We start from the raw sequence: 15,648 nt of genomic DNA, 5'->3' as shown, positions 1-15,648 counted from the left end.
CTCCGGACAGGTCGGTGGCGACGTCGATAGGGGGACTCCGTGAGCAGGGACAGGCTCCGCCGTACACGTCTCGGCACGCTGGCGGGCGCCCTGGCCCTCGCGGTCTGCGCCTCGACCGGGGTGGGCGCCGCAGAGGGGACGCCGACGCCCTCTCCAGCACCTCCGACCACCTCTCCCTCTCCGGGAGACCTCGACTCCAGCCACAGCGCCAGTCCCGGTGTCAGCCACAGCGCCAGCCCCAGCCCGGCGCCCTCGGCGTCGATCGGCAAGGGAGAGGGCATGCTCCAGGTGCTCACCTTTCAGGGCCACATCGAGTACGGCGGAGCCACCTCAAGCGCCGACTGGGTCTCGCCCTTCGAGAAGCTGACCGGATGCAGGGTCGCCAGGCTCGATCGCGTCCACACGAGCGAGGAGATGGCCGACAAGCTCCGCGGCACGTCCTATGACGTGATCTCGCCCTCTCCCGACCTGGCCGGAAAGCTGATCGCGGACGGCGCGGTCCGGCCGCTCGACACCACGCTTCTGCAGTCGTACAAGGACATTCCCAAGCGGCTGCGCGAGCTGCCTGCGACGCGGGACAAGAACGGCAGGGTCTACGGGGTCCCCTACCTCTGGGGGGTCAACCAGGTCATGTACGAGGGGGCCGCTCCCCAGGGGCCGGACGCCCTGTACAGGACAGATCAGGCGGCGATCAGGGACACCCCGCTGAGCATCGCCGATGCCGCCCTCGCGCTCAGGGAGACCAGCCCCGAGCTGGGGATCGGGGATCCGTTCCAGCTCACCCCCGCCCAGCTCGACGCCGCGGAGAGACTGCTCGCCGAGAACGACGGCCCCCAGCGGGTCTACTGGGGGAACTCCCTCGACGTGATCCAGGCCTTCTCGACGGGGCAGGTACGGCTGGCCCAGGCGTTGCCGTACCACCTCGACCTCTTCAGACGCGCGGGAAGGGCGGTCAAGGAGGTGGACGCGAAGGCGACGACCGGCTGGGCCGACTCGTGGATGCTGGGCGCCAACGCCTCGAGCCCCAACTGCGCCTACGAGTGGCTCAACTGGGTCGGCTCCGCGGACGTGCAGGGTTCGGCCGCGGCCTGGACGGGGCTCGCCCCCGCCAACAGGAAGGCCTGCGACGGCGACGCCCGGCGACTGTGCGACGTCTACCACGCGCGCGACGACCGCGAGCTCAAGCATGTTCTCTTTGCCGTCCGCCCGACAAAGGATTGCGGAGGGCTGGGCGGGGAATGTACTGACTACACCGACTGGGGAAAACGGTGGAAGGACCTGGTGAAGTAGACGAAGGTTCCCTGGCTCGGGCTTGACGAGCCGCAGGCACGCCCATGCCCCCGCTGGGCGTGACCTGCCCGGAGCGCTCCGGTGAATCCCCCGACGCCGGAGCGCTCCCCTGTCTTCTCAGGCATGTCTGCCTGACCTCGAAAAACCCACGGTTTCCGTAGGTGCGCTCACTGTTGGCGATGGATTCAGTGGTGAGATCATGCTCAAAATATCGACTGGTCGACCAGTCAGTGGATAGGATCCCGCCATGAGAATCCTTCTTGTGGGAGCGGGCGGCGTCGGCTCCGCCGTGGTACCCATCGCGGCACGCCGAGATTTCTTCGAACACATCGTGGTGGCCGACTCTAAACAGAGCCGGGCCGCCGACGCGGTGGCCAGGATCGGTGACCCGCGCTTCAGCGCCATCGAGCTGGACGCCTCCGACCAGGCGGCGGTTGAGGCCGCCCTGGCCGAGCATCGCTGTGACGTGCTCTTCAACGCCGTCGACCCGCGCTTCACCATGTCCCTGTTCAGGGCCGCGCTCAACGCGGGGGCGCACTACCTGGACATGGCGATGTCGCTGTCACGTCCCCATCCCGGCAGGCCGTACGAGCTGACCGGGGTGAAGCTCGGCGACGAGCAGTTCGCGCTGGCCGAGGCGTGGCGGGCCAGGGGCGGCCTCGCGCTCGTCGGCATGGGGGTCGAACCGGGGCTCGCCGACGTGTTCGCGCGGTACGCGGCCGAGCATCTCTTCGAGAGCGTCGAGGAGATCGGCGTCCGCGACGGGTCGAACCTGGTGGTCGAGGGATATGATTTCGCGCCGACCTTCTCCATCTGGACGACCATCGAGGAGTGCCTGAACCCCCCGGTGATCTGGGAGAACGGTGGCTGGCACACCACCGAGCCGTTCAGCGAGCCCGAGGTGTTCGACTTCCCCGAGGGGATCGGCCCCGTCGAGTGCGTCAACGTCGAGCACGAGGAGGTCCTGCTCGTCCCGCGCTGGATCGACGCCAAGCGGGTGACGTTCAAGTACGGCCTCGGTGAGGAGTTCATCGGCGTCCTGAAGACCCTGCACAAACTCGGCCTCGACAACGCGGGCAAGATCCGGGTCGGCGGGGTCGAGGCCTCGCCGCGCGACGTGGTCGCGGCCACCCTGCCGGATCCGGCCACCCTCGGCGAGCGGATGCGCGGCAAGACGTGCGCGGGCACCTGGGTGAAGGGGATCGGCAAGGACGGCGCGCCCCGCGAGGTGTACCTGTACCACGTGGTCGACAACGAGTGGTCGATGCGGGAGTACGGCTGTCAGGCCGTGGTCTGGCAGACGGCGGTGCACCCGGTGGTCGCGCTGGAGCTGCTGGCCACCGGCGTCTGGTCGGGCACGGGCGTGCTCGGCCCCGAGGCGTTCGACGCGGTGCCTTTCCTCGATCTGCTCAACGCCTACGGCTCGCCGTGGGGGATGCGGGATCAGACCCGCGAGGTGCTCCTGTCCGCCTGATCCCGCGCACCGGCGGTCGGCGAGGTTCGAGGACGCTTGCGGAGGTTTCGGGCGGGGGTTCTGGGACGCCGGAGGGCGGTTCCGGCGTCGCGTCGAAGGCGTGTCGTGTCGAAGGCGTGGAGCGAGAGTGGCGGGCGCCTGAAGGGTGGCGCGAGGGCGGCGCGAGGGCAGGGAGCGAGGCGGACTCAGAAGAAGGCCGCACGACGGGGGAGAGGGTAGACGTTCTCCTCCGGCTCCTGGAGCAGCGCGCCCGCGCACTCGTCGCAGGCGAACAGCGAGGCGTTGTCCGGCAGGCGCCCGATCCTGGTCCGCGGCCGTGGCCACTTCTTGTGGCAGGCCACGCAGGCGTCGCCCTCACACTGGGCCCGGGTCAGGCCCTCCGGGTCGAACGTCGTCGTGATCCATGCCGTCCTGGTATGCCGCCAGTCCATCACGTCTCCCGTCTTGATCGCGAAGTCTCATATCGGAACCGTTATAACGCCGTCGCCGTCCGTGATCGCTGTGGTGGATGTCAAGCGGTGGTTAAATCACTCCCCGTACGTGGTCCGTAACACAGCAAAAGGGGCACCCAGCCTCAAGCCGGGTGCCCCTTTTGGGATGATCTAAACGGTCAGGCCTCGCTGATGGCCTTCTCCAGGATCGTCAGGCCCTCCTCGAGCAGGTGGTCGGGCATGACGAGCGGCGGAAGGAACCGCAGCACGTTGCCGTAGGTGCCCGCCGTCAGCACGAGCAGGCCCTCCGCATGGCACCTCTGGGCGATCTCGCCCGCCGCCGTCGGGTGCGGGTCCTTGGTGCCGGGGACGACCAGCTCGATGGCGATCATGGCGCCACGGCCGCGTACGTCGCCGACGGCCGGGTTCTTCTCCGCGATGGCCCGCAGCCGGGGAAGCATGACCTCGCCGATGTGGCGGGCCCTGCCGGTCAGGTCCTCCGCCTCGATGGTCTCCAGCACGCCCAGCGCCGCCTCGCAGGCGAGCGGGTTGCCGCCGTAGGTGCCGCCGAGGCCGCCGACGTGGACCTTGTCGAGAAGCTCGGCGCGCCCGGTGACGGCCGCCAGGGGCAGGCCGCCCGCGATGCCCTTGGCGGTGACGATGATGTCGGGCACGATGCCCTCGTCCTCACAGGCGAACAGGTTGCCCGTGCGGGAGAAGCCGGTCTGGACCTCGTCGGCGATGAAGACGATCCCGTTCTCGCGGCAGAACTCCGCGATCCTCGGCAGGAAGCCCTTGGCGGGCTCGATGAAGCCGCCCTCGCCCGCGATCGGCTCGATCACCACGGCGGCGACGTTCTCCGCGCCGATCTGCTTGGTGATCTGGTCGATCGCCTGGGCCGCCGCCTCCTCCGCGCAGTTCTCCGGGCCGCTCGGCCAGCGGAAGGGGTAGGCCAGCGGCACCCGGTAGACCTCGGGGGCGAACGGGCCGAACCGGTGCTTGTACGGCATGCTCTTCGCCGTCAGCGTCATCGTCAGCAGGGTCCGGCCGTGGTAGCCGTGGTCGAACACGACGACAGCCTGGCGTCCCGTGGCGTGCCGGGCGACCTTGACGGCGTTCTCCACGGCCTCGGCGCCGCTGTTGAGCAGGAAGGTGCGCTTCTCGTGGTCACCGGGCGTCAGCTCGTTGAGCTTCTCGCAGACCCGCACGTAGGACTCGTACGGCGTGACCATGAAGCAGGTGTGGGTGAAGTCCGCGACCTGCTTGGTCACCCGCTCGACCACGCGCGGGGCGGAGTTGCCGACGCTGGTCACCGCGATGCCGGAACCGAAGTCGATCAGCGAGTTGCCGTCGGCGTCGACGACCACACCGCCCCCGGCCTGCGTCACGAAGACGGGCAGCGTGGTGCCGATGCCCGGAGGGACGGCGGCCTGCTTCCGCGCGAACAGCTCGCGGGACTTCGGGCCGGGAATCTCGGTGACGACCCGGCGCTCCTGAGGAAGCGAGGGGCCGCCCTGGGTGACGGTGCTCATGCAGTGACGGTATGTCGCGCATGCCGGGATACGGATGATGCACTATGGCAAAATTGTTGGCGGCACCCTTGCCGTAACGTACAAACAGGGGGTGGTTGTGGCGCCGACGCTCCGCACCGTCGTGCGGCGTCTGCCGCTCAAACTCGGCGTGCTGGCCGGGCACGATGCGCTCGACAGGCAGGTCCGCTGGGTCGCCGTCAGCGAGTTGGAGGACCCCACCCCGTTCCTCGAGGGCGGCGAGCTGGTCCTGACCACGGGCATGCGTCTCGACGAGGGCAACGCGGGCCCCTACGTCGGCAGGCTCGTGGACAGGAAGGTCACCGGCCTCGGCTTCGGCATCGGCATCGGGCACGAGGAGATCCCCGCGGGCCTGGTCGAGGCGGCGGCGCTGGCGGGGCTGCCGCTGATCGAGGTGCCGCGCGACACCCCGTTCGTCGCCATCAGCAAACTGGTCAGCGATCTGATCGCCGCCGAGCAGTACGACGAGATCAGCCGTGCCTTCGCCGCCCAGGGGCGGCTGACCCGCGCCGCGCTCCGTCCTGAGGGCGCCGTCGCGGTGATCGACCGCCTGGCCCACGAACTGGGCGGCTGGGCCGTGCTGCTCGACGAGGCGGGAGCCGTACGGCACGGCGCAGGCAGGGGAGCGGCCGACGTCACGCGCCTGCTGCCCGAGGTGGAGCGGCTCAGGAGGTCCCCGGGGCGAGGCGTGCCCGCGAGCCTGGCGCTCTCGACCCCCGCCGAGCACGTCATCGTGCAGCCGCTGGGCGCCCGCCGGGTCAGGGGATTCTTCGTGGTCGGGCTCAACAAGCCGTTCACGCCGGTCGCGCACACCGTGGTCAACGCCGCGGGATCACTGCTGACGCTCGCCATCGAGCACGGCAGGGAGCACCTGAGCGCCGAGCGCAAGATCCGTTCCGCGGTGCTCAGGCTTCTGCTCGCCGGGCAGGTGGAAGCCGGACAGGAGATCCTGGAACTGCTGGGGGAGGCGCTGCCTGACGGCCCGCTCGTCGTGCTGGCCGTCGCCGGTGACCGCGAGGCGGTGCTCGAGGCCGCGATCGAGGTCGTGGCCGAGGGATTCGCTGCGGCCGACGCCGACCGAGTCGTGGTCGTCGTCTCCGAGGCCCGTGCCGAGGACACGGTTTCCGCGCTCGCCGGGCACGGTCAGGTCGGCCTCGGCTCCCCGGTCGGCCCCGGCGACCTGCGCACGGGGCTCGACCAGGCCGACCGGGCGCTCGCCTCGGCCAGGCGCGGCGCGGAACGTGTGATGCGCTTCGCCGACCTGGCGGGCCAGGGGCTGCTCTCCCTGCTGGACCCGGAGGCGACCGAGGCGTTCTCCGCCGCGCTGCTCGCCCCGCTCCGCGAGTACGGCTCGCGCGCCGACCTGCTGGAGTCCCTGCGCGCCTACCTGGCCTGCAACGGGCACTGGGACGCGGCGGCGCAACGGCTCGGCGTGCACCGGCACACCCTGCGTTACCGCATGCGCCGCGTCGCGGAGCTTCTCGGGCGTGACCTCGACGACCCGGCGGCCCGCGCGGAGCTCTGGGTCGCGCTGACCGCGGCCGGGTGACGGGCCGGGGAGCGGGTCTTCAGGGCTTGTCGGCCAGGTAGCGGGAGATGGTGGCGTAGGTGACCGCGTCGTAGGTGTCGCTGTCGCGCAGGTGACCGGCCCGCTCGAGGCCGATGGCGCCCTGGGCGGCGGCCCAGAGGGCATCGGCGATCTTCCTGGGCTGCGTCGGGATGATGTATCCCGACGAGATGCAGTCGGCGATCACCCGGTCGAGGATGTTGAGCGCCGCCCTGGCCAGGGTCCTGGCCCGCTCACTCGGCACGAAGCCGGGGATCGCCCGCTCGAACATGAGGGCGTAGTAGCCGGGTTCGGCCAGCGCGGCCTCCCGGTACGCGGGGCCGAGCGCGGTGAGGTGCTCCAGGGCGTTCTTACGCGGCGGCACGGCTTCGAGACGTCGCCTGAACCGCTCGAACCCCTCGAGGTAGAGGGCCTCCGCCAGGCCTTCCTTGCTGCCGAACATGGTGTAGATGACGGTCGTCGAGCACCCTGCCTCGGCGGCGATGCGACGCATCGACAGGCTCTCCGGGCCGATGGTGACGAGAAGCTGGCTGGCCACGTCGAGCAGCTTGCCGCGAAGCTCGTCCTGACCCGCCCGCTCGCCGAGAAGATAGGCACCCTGCAGCCCGCGCGGCGCCGGAGAGGTCATGCGGCCACGCCCTTTCGCTGAGAGGGAGTTGCAATCGGTGACTTAGCCAGAGCGAAGATCATTCAAACCGCCGCCATATAAGAAATATCCATAAACTGCCCTGTTTTCGTTACAGCCAGGAGGCAGGTTGTTTTTATGCGCTGTGGCGCGCTCCGCCGTCTGTCTTGTGCACAGTGGAGTAACGCCCCGTCTCGGTGGGTGGCATACCGTCTGACCCATGGACGTGCGCCCCTTCTGGCTCGCCGGCCGCCCCGCCACAGGGGACGCCGAGCTCACCGTGACCAACTCGCATGACGGCCGTGTCGTCGGCGTCTGCTCAGTACCGACGGCCGACCAGGTCGAGGAGGCCGTCGCCGCGGCGGTCGCCGTGGGTAAGCAGGCCGCCGCGCTCCCCATCCACGTGCGGGCCGAGGCCCTCGCCCACGTCTCGCGCCGCCTGGCCGAGCGCGCGGAGGAGATCGCCCGGCTGATCATGGAGGAGAACGGCAAGCCGATCTTCTGGGCCCGGGGTGAGGTCAACCGCGCGATCTCCACCTTCAGGTTCGCGGCCGAGGAGACCCGCCGTCTCGGCGGTGAGGCCATGCGCCTGGACACCGAGGCCGCCTCGACCGGTCGCCTGGCCTACATCTCGCGTGTCCCGCACGGCCCGATCCTGGCGATCACGCCGTTCAACTTCCCGCTCAACCTGGTGGCCCACAAGGTCGCCCCGGCCATCGCGGTCGGCGCGCCGGTCATCGTCAAGCCCGCTCCCGCGACGCCGATCTCCTCCCTGGTGCTGGGCGAGATCCTGGCCGAGACCGACCTGCCCGAGGGCATGTTCTCCGTCCTGCCCGTGCCCAACGACCGCGCGGGCGCCCTGGTCGAGGACCCGCGCCTGCCGGTGGTCTCCTTCACCGGTTCCGGCCCGGTCGGCTACGCGATCCTGGATCAGGTGCCGCGCAAGCACGTCACCCTCGAACTCGGCGGCAACGCCGCCGCGGTCGTGCTCGCCGACGCCGACCTCGACTGGGCGGCCTCCCGGGTCGCGCTGTTCTCCAACTACCAGGCGGGGCAGAGCTGCATCGCGGTCCAGCGCGTGATCGTCGAGGAGTCCGTGCGTGAGGACTTCCTGGCCAAGCTCGTCCCGGCCGTCGAGGCCCTGATCACCGGCGACCCCGCCGACGACAGGACCCAGGTCGGGCCGCTCGTCTCGGTCGAGGCCGCCGAGCGCGTCGAGCAGTGGGTCAAGGAGGCCGTCGCGGCCGGTGCCCGGCTGCTCGCCGGCGGCACCCGCGAGGGCGCGACCGTCGCCCCGACCGTGCTCGCCGACGTCCCGCACGACGCCAAGGTCTCCTGCGAGGAGGTCTTCGGCCCCGTGATGATCGTCCAGTCGGTCTCCGGAGTCGACGAGGCGTTCGCCGCGGTCAACGACTCCACGTTCGGCCTGCAGGCCGGGGTGTTCACCCGCAACCTGGACATCGCCTTCCGCGCGAACCGTGAGCTGGAGGTGGGCGGCGTGATCATCGGGGATGTCCCGTCCTACCGCGCCGACCAGATGCCCTACGGCGGCATCAAGGACTCCGGGGTCGGTCGCGAGGGCATCCGCTCCGCCATGGCCGACTTCACCTACGAGAAGGTCATGGTCCTGACCGGGCTCTCCCTCTAGACCCTGGTGATCCCTCGCGGGAACCACGGCAGGCCGGTACGGCCCGCGCCCCGTCGCCCGGGGCGCGGGCCGTACTCCTTTCTCGCTCCCGGGTTTCTCGCTCCCGGGTTTTCCGCTCCTGGGCGACGCTATGACTTCTCGGACGCCGTGTAGAGCTGCTTGGCGGTCTCGCCGAAGTAGGGGCCGTACATGGTGCCGCGGTCGTCGCTGTACTTGAAGCTGCTCACCGAGGTGACCGTGCCGCGCCCGGTGACGGGGTCGAAGCCGCTCAGCCAGGGGCCGCCGCTGGATCCGGCGGTCATGTCGCAGCGCAGCCCCTGGTCGCTGGTCTGGCCGTGCGGGTCGTCACGGACCGGCCCCGCGCAGTAGACCAGGTTCTCGCCGTCGTACGGCGCGTCGGCGGGGAAGCCGAAACCGTGGGTCTGACGGCCCCTGGCGGTCCCGAACGCTATCTCCTGGGCGCCCGCGACCTCGGCCAGGTGCCTGCCGCCCCGCCTGTTGACCGCGACCATGCCGATGTCGTAGCTGTCGTCGGCCTCGCGCGCCCACGGACCCGCGACGAACATGCGGCGGGCGGTGAACCGCCCGTACGGCTGGCGCCCCCGGTCGTAACCGGGAACGAAGGCCCAGTTGTCCGCCCACGCGCCCGCACCGTCCTTGATGCAGTGCCCCGCGGTCACCACGAGGTCCCTGTTGGCGCTCCTGACCGAACTCGCCGAGCACACGAAGTCGACCCCGTCGAGGGTCAGGAACACACGCCCGGTCGTGCGGGCGATCTGCCCGCCGGAGCCCCAGCGGGCCCCGCCGACGCGGGCGTTGCCGTGCCGTACAGGGCTGGACATCATGCCCGGCGTCCCGGCCGCCGCGCGGACCGGGCCGGACAGGGCGGCACCCGTGATGACCGGGTCGTACGGGGTGGCGTCCGCGCGGACCGGGCCGTGCGGAGCAGCGCCCGCCGCCGTCGCCTGCGCGCGGACCCTCGCTGTCCGGTGAAGCGCGCGGGAGGCCGCGCCCAGCGGCCTGGTCACCGTCCCGAGCAGGCCGATCGGGATGGCGGCCGCCATCCGGCGAGGGGTCCAGTAGCCGAGCACGCGACGCTGGTCGGACGCGTCGCGGGCGCCCGCGTGCTCGGCCACGCTGACCCGTGACGAGGTCGCGTCCGCATCTCCTTCGCCTGGCGCGGCGGCCGGGGAGGCGGCATGCGCGACCCGCTGTCCATGCTCGGTCCGTCCGTGCCTGGTCTGTCCGTGCTCGGTCTGCCTGTGCTCGGTGGCCGTTGTGCCGTTCACGGGAGCGCCCGTCAGCCCGGCGACGAGCGCGACACCCGCGAGCAGGGGGAGGCTCGAAGTCATGGGAACCGAGTTTGCACTACGAGATGTGTTCTTGCTGCTACTTTCAGTGAATCTCAGGGGGCTCCGGTGTCCTGGGCGGCGTCGTAGACGGCCTGTGCGTCCGTCCCGAAGTAGGGGCCGAACATCCAGCCGCCCGCTGAGCCGTACTTGAAGCTGTTCACCGAGTTCAGCGTGCCCAGGCCGGTGCGCTCGTCGAACCTGGAGAACCAGGGGCCGCCGCTGGACCCGCCGGTCATGTCGCAGTCCAGGCCGATGTCGTGGGACATCATGAAGTCGTCGAACGTCCTGCCGCTGCAGTAGACCAGCTTCGAGCCGTCGTATGGGTAGGCCGCAGGGTAGCCGAAGGAGTGCATCTGCTGCCGCCTGGCCTGGTTGAAGGAGACGCCCTGGCCGCCGACCACGTCGGTCAGCGACCGGCTGTTCAGCGGGGCGACCACGGCCGCGGCCACGTCGTAGTCGACGTCCTCGCTGTTGTTCCACTGCGGGGTCGTGTAGAGCGTGGTGGCGACCCAGGTGCCGTAGGGGCGGTCGCCGTTGTCGTAGCCGGGGACGAACACCCAGTTGGTGTGGAAGGCGCCACCCATCCGCACACAGTGCCCCGCCGTTATCACCGTGCTCTTGTTTCCGCTGGTCACGGCGTTCCCCGAGCAGGAGGCGTTGCGTCCCTGATAGGTGAAGAACACCCGTCCGACGGTTTTGACGATCGCCCCCGAGCGGGTCCACGGCGCCCCGGTCGAGGCGCGCGAGGCCGCCGGAGCCTTGACGGTTGTCGCGGCCTCGCCGCCGGGAGAGGTCGCGGGGACCGAGACGGGGGCGGCGGAGGGCTGTGCCCCCGAGGCCCGCGTCCCGGAAAGCCGCATCCCTGAGGCCTGCGTCCCGGAAAGCCGTGCTCCGGAAAGCCGCGTCTCCGAGGCCCGCGTCCCGGCCGCCGCGGCGGTGAGCCTGACGCCGCCCTTCCCCGGGGCGACGGCGTCGAGCGGCTTGGCCGCCGCCATCTTCGCCTCCGTCCAGTACCTCCGGACCGAGCGCTGCTCCGCCCCGGTGTCTGCGGCCTCCTTCTCGACCGGTTCGGTGTCGGTGGCCGAAACTGTGGCCGACACCGTGGACGCCGGTGGCGTCGCCGACGCCGCCGTGGCGCTGTGCGCGGCCGTCGCGGAGAGCAGGGTGCTCCCGGCGGCGAGCGTGAGAATGGGGACCAGGCATGCCGTACGGCGCATTTTTACCTCCCGAGACCTGATGCTGGGTCGGGAAGCTAGTGCGCTTCATGTCAGCATTTCTCAATCTTTACAAGTATTGCTATAGCGAAATCCGGACTTAAGTAACACTTTTTATCCGGTGTTCCATGGGTCACAGTTCTCGGGGCCGGTTCGACAGGGGGAGGTGACCCTGGAGAATAGGGCCGTGCAGTCAGACACCACTCGTTCCGTCGTCCTGCTCGGCTCGACCGGCTCCATCGGGACCCAGTCCCTCGACGTCATCGCCAGGAACCCCGGCCGGTTCAGGGTCGCGGCCCTCGCCGCGGGAGGCGGCAGGATCGACCTGCTGGCCCGTCAGGCCGCCGAGTTCAGGCCCGAGGCGGTGGCCGTCGCGGACGCCTCGGCCCTGCCCGCGCTGCGGGAGGCCCTGGCCGCGCACGGGGTGACCGCCAAGGTCCTGGCCGGGCCCGAGGGGGTCGCGGAGGCCGCCGCCTGGCCGTCCGACGTGGTTCTCAACGGCATCACCGGGGCGCTCGGGCTGACCTCGACGCTGGCCGCGCTCGAGGCGGGCAGGGTGCTCGCCCTGGCCAACAAGGAGTCGCTGATCGTCGGCGGGCCACTGGTGAAACGCCTGGCCAAGCCGGGGCAGCTGATCCCGGTCGACTCCGAGCACGCGGCCCTCGCGCAGTGCCTGTGGGCAGCGGGACCGACGGGCGCGGACGCGTCGGCCGTGCGGCGGCTGGTCGTCACCGCCAGCGGCGGCCCCTTCCGGGGCAGGCCGCGTGCCGAGCTGGCGAACGTGACCCCGGAGCAGGCGCTGGCGCACCCCACCTGGTCGATGGGGCCCGTCATCACGGTGAATTCCGCCACACTCGTCAACAAGGGCCTCGAGGTCATCGAGGCCCATCTGCTCTTCGACATCGGCTTTGACCGCATCGACGTCGTGGTCCACCCGCAGTCGGTCATCCACTCGATGGTCGAGTTCGTCGACGGCTCGGTCATCGCCCAGGCGAGCCCGCCGGACATGCGCCTGCCCATCGCCCTCGCGCTCGGCTGGCCGGAACGGGTCCAGGACGCGGCCCCCTCCGTCGACTGGACCAAGGTGCACACCTGGACCTTCGAGCCGCTCGACGACGAGGCCTTCCCCGCCGTCGCGCTGGCCCGCCACGTCGGCTCCGCAGGCGGCACCGCCCCCGCCGTCTACAACGCGGCGAACGAGGTCTGCGTCGACGCCTTCCTTTCGGGGCGGTTGCCGTTCCCCGGCATCGTGGACACCGTGGCCGCGGTGGTCTCCGAGCACACCGTGACCGGGGCCGACACGGTCGCCGAGGTGCTCGGCGCCGACGAGTGGGCGCGGATTCGGGCACGGGAGCTCACGGCGACTGCCTAGACTGGGGAACGTCGCCGACTTTTCAAGGGCTGAAAATGACTTCTGTTGCTCTCGGGATCCCATCCGTAAGGACCAGGCCGATCGCCGAGCGACGCAAATCCCGTCAGATCATGGTTGGTTCCGTCCCGGTCGGCGGTGACGCGCCGGTCAGCGTGCAGTCGATGACCACCACGCTCACCGCCGACGTCAACGCGACGCTTCAGCAGATCGCCGAGCTGACCGCGTCGGGCTGCCAGATCGTCCGGGTCGCCGTGCCGTCCCAGGACGACGCGGAGGCGCTGCCGATCATCGCGAGGAAGTCCCAGATCCCGGTCATCGCCGACATCCACTTCCAGCCGAAGTACGTCTTCGCCGCGATCGAGGCGGGATGCGCGGCGGTCCGGGTCAACCCGGGCAACATCAAGAAGTTCGACGACAAGGTCGGCGAGATCGCGAAGGCCGCCGCCGACCACGGCGTGCCGATCAGGATCGGCGTCAACGCCGGGTCGCTCGACCCCAGACTGCTCCAGAAGTACGGCAAGGCAACCCCGGAGGCGCTGGTCGAGTCTGCGCTGTGGGAGTGCTCGCTGTTCGAGGAGCACGGCTTCCGGGACATCAAGATCTCGGTTAAGCACAATGACCCGGTCGTGATGGTTCAGGCCTACCGGCTGCTCGCCCAGAGGTGCGACTACCCCCTGCACCTGGGGGTCACCGAGGCGGGCCCGGCGTTCCAGGGCACGATCAAGTCGGCCGTGGCCTTCGGCGCCCTGCTTTCCGAGGGCATCGGCGACACCATCCGGGTCTCGCTGTCGGCCCCGCCGGTCGAGGAGGTCAAGGTCGGCGCCGCGATCCTGGAGTCGCTGAACCTCCGCGAGCGTGGCCTGGAGATCGTCTCCTGCCCGTCGTGCGGCCGTGCCCAGGTCGACGTCTACACCCTGGCCGAGCAGGTCCAGGCGGGCCTGACCGGGCTGAAGGTCCCGCTGCGGGTGGCGGTGATGGGCTGCGTGGTCAACGGTCCCGGTGAGGCACGCGAGGCCGACCTCGGGGTCGCCTCGGGCAACGGCAAGGGCCAGATCTTCGTCAAGGGCGAGGTCATCAAGACCGTTCCCGAGTCCCAGATCGTGGAGACCCTCATCGAGGAGGCCATGCGGCTCGCCGAGGAGATGGGCGTGGAGATCGACCTCGACGAGGACGCCCCCGGCCCCGAGGTCGTCGTCCGCTAGGTCTCGCCTCACGCGGGTTAGTCCCGCCTTACGCGGATCATCCCGGCAGAACCGGGATGATCGCTCACGGCGTCGTGCCCTTCGACGTCCTGACCGGCGATGATGAACGGTGTGCGCCGGGAACCGGTCATGGCGAAGGGCCTGGGGGCCGTGTGACGTCGCACCAGTGCCTCGACCGGGAGGGCTCGCCGGGCCGGTCGGGGCGAGGCGGAGTGGTCAGGGCAAGGCGGGCAGGGCGAGGCGGGCAGGATGACGCGCTTTCGGCGCGGATCGCGGGAACAACCTGGAGTCATAGCTGAGAGTGGTCGTTGACTACTCGCTGTAGCTGGGTTTGATTTGGTTCCGGTATCCCGCCCGCCCGTCCTGCCCAGCGGCAGGCGAAGGCCAGGGCGTCGTCCTGCCGTTGAAAGGAACCGTATGTCCCGTACCTCCGCCCGCGTGGCAGCCCTGGCCCTGGTGGGCCTTCTCGGCTTCGGGTCGGCTCCCGCCGCCCTGGCCGCCGTGCCGTACGCCCCCGCCGCGACGAGGGCCGATGACGGCTGTGGCCGTGAGCTCGGTGAATGGATCGACGGTGAGCGTGCCGCGTACCGGGGAAGCCTTCGCGCGGAGTCCGCCGACGGGGTGGTCGAGGCGACCGTCACTTTTGAGGACGACCGGGTGGAGCTCACCCTCGGGGATCACGACTCCGGGCTGCGGCGCTACCGGTACAACCCCGACGTTCCCAGCATCGCCTGGAACGCGCTCGGTTTCTTCGCCGCGCTGGACCGTCCCACCTGTGGGGAGGGTGCCGTGACGGCCGCCGACCTCGTCCTCCGGATCCACGGGACGGGTCGTCTGGAAGGTCAGGTCCGCCGGGTGGAGTGAATCCGGACGTCCCGCAACCGCGGGCATGTTCGCCTCCCCCGCCGATGCTCGGATCGGCGGGGGAGGCGCTTTTCCCCCTGTGGGGCGGTCCCGTCCGCGGGCCCGCCCCACAGGGCTTTACGCATGTGGTCAAAGGGCGTCCGAGGTGGACTCCGGTGCCGCGGGCCGTCGAGCGTCCACCTCGATCTCGATCTTCATCCGGGGATCGGCGAGGCCGCACACGAGCATCGTCGCGGCCGGGCGGACCTCGCCGAAGCGGCGGCGCAGGGCAGGCCAGCAGGGCTCGAAGTCCGCGCGCTCCGGCAGTAGGTACCGCACGCGGACGACGTCGGTGAACGAGCAGCCCGCCTCTGCCAGCGCCTTGCCGATGTTGCGCAGGCACTGCTCGGCCTGCTCGACCACGTCGTCGGAGATCGTCATCGTCGCGTAGTCGAATCCGGTCGTCCCGGACACGTACACCCGGTCGCCGTCGACCACGGCGCGCGCGTAACCGATCTGCTCCTCGAAGGTGGAACCGCTCAAGATCGCGTATCGCTCTGCCATGCGAGAAATGGTAGGCAACCGGCGGCGGCGGACTTTCCCGGGCCCTGGATCACCGCCATACCCGTTCCCTTCACGAAGGTCCTTCCTGGTGGCGGGATTGTTCGTTTGTTCGGTTGTTCATTGCTTTGTTTGTTCATCGCATGACCTCGAAAACAAACAAAACATGTGGGTTATCACTGGATTGTGCGGTTGACGCGAGTGGCTCGCCCGACCGAACCGATCACGCGGCCGGCGCGACCGACGGCGGATCGGGACGTCGGCGGTGACCGTGTCAGCCCCGTCTCATCCACGAGAGGAGGTGCATTCAGATGCGCGCTTACGAGCGTCCGACCCTGGTCCGCGCTGGCGGTTTCCGGGCCAAGACCCGTCTCAAGCCGGGTCCCTGGTGGGAGTGGATTGGTCCGAACTACCTGACCGACTGACGTGGCCCGACCCTTCGGGTGACGTGATGACGTGGGGGGGGGGGGGGGCCCCCCGGCCGCACCCCGAGGGCCGCCCCGTGCGCCCCCCGCCCCG

At 70.2% G+C, this 15,648-nt stretch carries 14 protein-coding genes; 8 read left to right on the top strand and 6 right to left on the bottom strand.

Annotated features, from left to right (window positions below; translation table 11 throughout):
- Nucleotides 1-39 precede the first annotated feature (39 nt).
- Both AB0395_RS40050 and AB0395_RS40045 read left to right on the top strand, forming a co-directional pair.
- Complete coding sequence (locus AB0395_RS40050; RefSeq protein WP_366290873.1) at nucleotides 40-1,290, top strand: extracellular solute-binding protein; 1,251 nt, start codon at nucleotides 40-42, stop codon at nucleotides 1,288-1,290.
- A gap of 247 nt (nucleotides 1,291-1,537) precedes the next feature.
- Complete coding sequence (locus AB0395_RS40045) at nucleotides 1,538-2,764, top strand: saccharopine dehydrogenase C-terminal domain-containing protein (protein ID WP_366290871.1); 1,227 nt, start codon at nucleotides 1,538-1,540, stop codon at nucleotides 2,762-2,764.
- Nucleotides 2,765-2,949: 185 nt separating this feature from the next.
- Here the strand turns inward: AB0395_RS40045 and AB0395_RS40040 are convergent, their stop codons facing one another.
- A complete protein-coding gene (locus AB0395_RS40040; RefSeq protein WP_366290868.1) occupies nucleotides 2,950-3,195 on the bottom strand; it encodes a hypothetical protein in 246 nt (81 codons plus the stop codon).
- 179 nt (nucleotides 3,196-3,374) lie between these two features.
- Nucleotides 3,375-4,727, bottom strand: a complete 1,353-nt coding sequence (gene gabT, locus AB0395_RS40035; RefSeq protein WP_366290865.1) for a 4-aminobutyrate--2-oxoglutarate transaminase — start codon at nucleotides 4,725-4,727, stop codon at nucleotides 3,375-3,377.
- A gap of 91 nt (nucleotides 4,728-4,818) precedes the next feature.
- On the opposite strand from gabT, the gene AB0395_RS40030 reads away from it, so the two are divergent.
- On the top strand, nucleotides 4,819-6,294 hold the full coding sequence (locus AB0395_RS40030) for a PucR family transcriptional regulator (RefSeq protein WP_366290862.1): 1,476 nt from the start codon (nucleotides 4,819-4,821) through the stop codon (nucleotides 6,292-6,294).
- 19 nt (nucleotides 6,295-6,313) lie between these two features.
- Here AB0395_RS40030 and AB0395_RS40025 read toward each other — a convergent pair whose 3' ends face one another.
- Entirely contained in the window at nucleotides 6,314-6,940 is a 627-nt protein-coding gene (locus AB0395_RS40025) for a TetR/AcrR family transcriptional regulator (protein ID WP_366290860.1), read from the bottom strand.
- Nucleotides 6,941-7,157: 217 nt separating this feature from the next.
- Between AB0395_RS40025 and AB0395_RS40020 the strand changes: the two genes are divergently transcribed.
- Nucleotides 7,158-8,585 (top strand): aldehyde dehydrogenase family protein, encoded by a 1,428-nt coding sequence (locus tag AB0395_RS40020; protein WP_366290858.1) that lies wholly within the window; start codon nucleotides 7,158-7,160, stop codon nucleotides 8,583-8,585.
- Between the two features lie 128 nt (nucleotides 8,586-8,713).
- Here the strand turns inward: AB0395_RS40020 and AB0395_RS40015 are convergent, their stop codons facing one another.
- Both AB0395_RS40015 and AB0395_RS40010 read right to left on the bottom strand, forming a co-directional pair.
- Nucleotides 8,714-9,937, bottom strand: a complete 1,224-nt coding sequence (locus AB0395_RS40015; protein ID WP_366290856.1) for a hypothetical protein — start codon at nucleotides 9,935-9,937, stop codon at nucleotides 8,714-8,716.
- 53 nt (nucleotides 9,938-9,990) lie between these two features.
- Nucleotides 9,991-11,154, bottom strand: coding sequence for a peptidase (locus tag AB0395_RS40010; protein ID WP_366290853.1), 1,164 nt, complete (start codon nucleotides 11,152-11,154; stop codon nucleotides 9,991-9,993).
- A 184-nt stretch (nucleotides 11,155-11,338) separates the two neighbouring features.
- On the opposite strand from AB0395_RS40010, the gene dxr reads away from it, so the two are divergent.
- From dxr to AB0395_RS39995, 3 genes are all read left to right on the top strand, one after another.
- On the top strand, nucleotides 11,339-12,523 hold the full coding sequence (dxr, locus tag AB0395_RS40005) for a 1-deoxy-D-xylulose-5-phosphate reductoisomerase (RefSeq protein ID WP_366290850.1): 1,185 nt from the start codon (nucleotides 11,339-11,341) through the stop codon (nucleotides 12,521-12,523).
- Nucleotides 12,524-12,558: 35 nt separating this feature from the next.
- Complete coding sequence (gene ispG, locus AB0395_RS40000; RefSeq protein ID WP_366290847.1) at nucleotides 12,559-13,725, top strand: flavodoxin-dependent (E)-4-hydroxy-3-methylbut-2-enyl-diphosphate synthase; 1,167 nt, start codon at nucleotides 12,559-12,561, stop codon at nucleotides 13,723-13,725.
- A 417-nt stretch (nucleotides 13,726-14,142) separates the two neighbouring features.
- On the top strand, nucleotides 14,143-14,589 hold the full coding sequence (locus AB0395_RS39995; protein WP_366290844.1) for a hypothetical protein: 447 nt from the start codon (nucleotides 14,143-14,145) through the stop codon (nucleotides 14,587-14,589).
- A 129-nt stretch (nucleotides 14,590-14,718) separates the two neighbouring features.
- On the opposite strand, the gene AB0395_RS39990 is transcribed toward AB0395_RS39995, so the two are convergent.
- The gene (locus tag AB0395_RS39990) at nucleotides 14,719-15,132 is read right to left on the bottom strand and encodes a RidA family protein (RefSeq protein WP_366290841.1); all 414 of its coding nucleotides are present in this window, start codon (nucleotides 15,130-15,132) and stop codon (nucleotides 14,719-14,721) included.
- Between the two features lie 308 nt (nucleotides 15,133-15,440).
- Here AB0395_RS39990 and AB0395_RS39985 point away from each other — a divergent pair, with 308 nt between their 5' ends.
- Complete coding sequence (locus AB0395_RS39985; protein WP_271222706.1) at nucleotides 15,441-15,554, top strand: keywimysin-related RiPP; 114 nt, start codon at nucleotides 15,441-15,443, stop codon at nucleotides 15,552-15,554.
- Nucleotides 15,555-15,648 lie beyond the last annotated feature (94 nt).

Origin of the sequence: Streptosporangium sp. NPDC051023 (assembly GCF_040689595.1) — a bacterium.
In the GTDB taxonomy this organism is placed as follows: Bacteria; Actinomycetota; Actinomycetes; order Streptosporangiales; family Streptosporangiaceae; genus Streptosporangium.
The sequence above is the reverse complement of the archived record's forward strand: the minus strand, read 5'-3'. Positions and strand labels throughout refer to the sequence as shown.

What these genes read in the sequence shown, in the direction of transcription:
- AB0395_RS39990 (WP_366290841.1), bottom strand. Translation starts at nt 15,132, where the DNA reads ATGGCAGAGCGATACGCGATCTTGAGCGGTTCCACCTTCGAGGAGCAG.
- AB0395_RS40015 (WP_366290856.1), bottom strand. Translation starts at nt 9,937, where the DNA reads ATGACTTCGAGCCTCCCCCTGCTCGCGGGTGTCGCGCTCGTCGCCGGG.
- AB0395_RS40025 (WP_366290860.1), bottom strand. Translation starts at nt 6,940, where the DNA reads ATGACCTCTCCGGCGCCGCGCGGGCTGCAGGGTGCCTATCTTCTCGGC.
- gabT (WP_366290865.1), bottom strand. Translation starts at nt 4,727, where the DNA reads ATGAGCACCGTCACCCAGGGCGGCCCCTCGCTTCCTCAGGAGCGCCGG.
- AB0395_RS39985 (WP_271222706.1), top strand. Translation starts at nt 15,441, where the DNA reads ATGCGCGCTTACGAGCGTCCGACCCTGGTCCGCGCTGGCGGTTTCCGG.
- ispG (WP_366290847.1), top strand. Translation starts at nt 12,559, where the DNA reads ATGACTTCTGTTGCTCTCGGGATCCCATCCGTAAGGACCAGGCCGATC.
- AB0395_RS40020 (WP_366290858.1), top strand. Translation starts at nt 7,158, where the DNA reads ATGGACGTGCGCCCCTTCTGGCTCGCCGGCCGCCCCGCCACAGGGGAC.
- AB0395_RS40040 (WP_366290868.1), bottom strand. Translation starts at nt 3,195, where the DNA reads ATGGACTGGCGGCATACCAGGACGGCATGGATCACGACGACGTTCGAC.
- AB0395_RS40045 (WP_366290871.1), top strand. Translation starts at nt 1,538, where the DNA reads ATGAGAATCCTTCTTGTGGGAGCGGGCGGCGTCGGCTCCGCCGTGGTA.
- AB0395_RS39995 (WP_366290844.1), top strand. Translation starts at nt 14,143, where the DNA reads ATGTCCCGTACCTCCGCCCGCGTGGCAGCCCTGGCCCTGGTGGGCCTT.
- AB0395_RS40010 (WP_366290853.1), bottom strand. Translation starts at nt 11,154, where the DNA reads ATGCGCCGTACGGCATGCCTGGTCCCCATTCTCACGCTCGCCGCCGGG.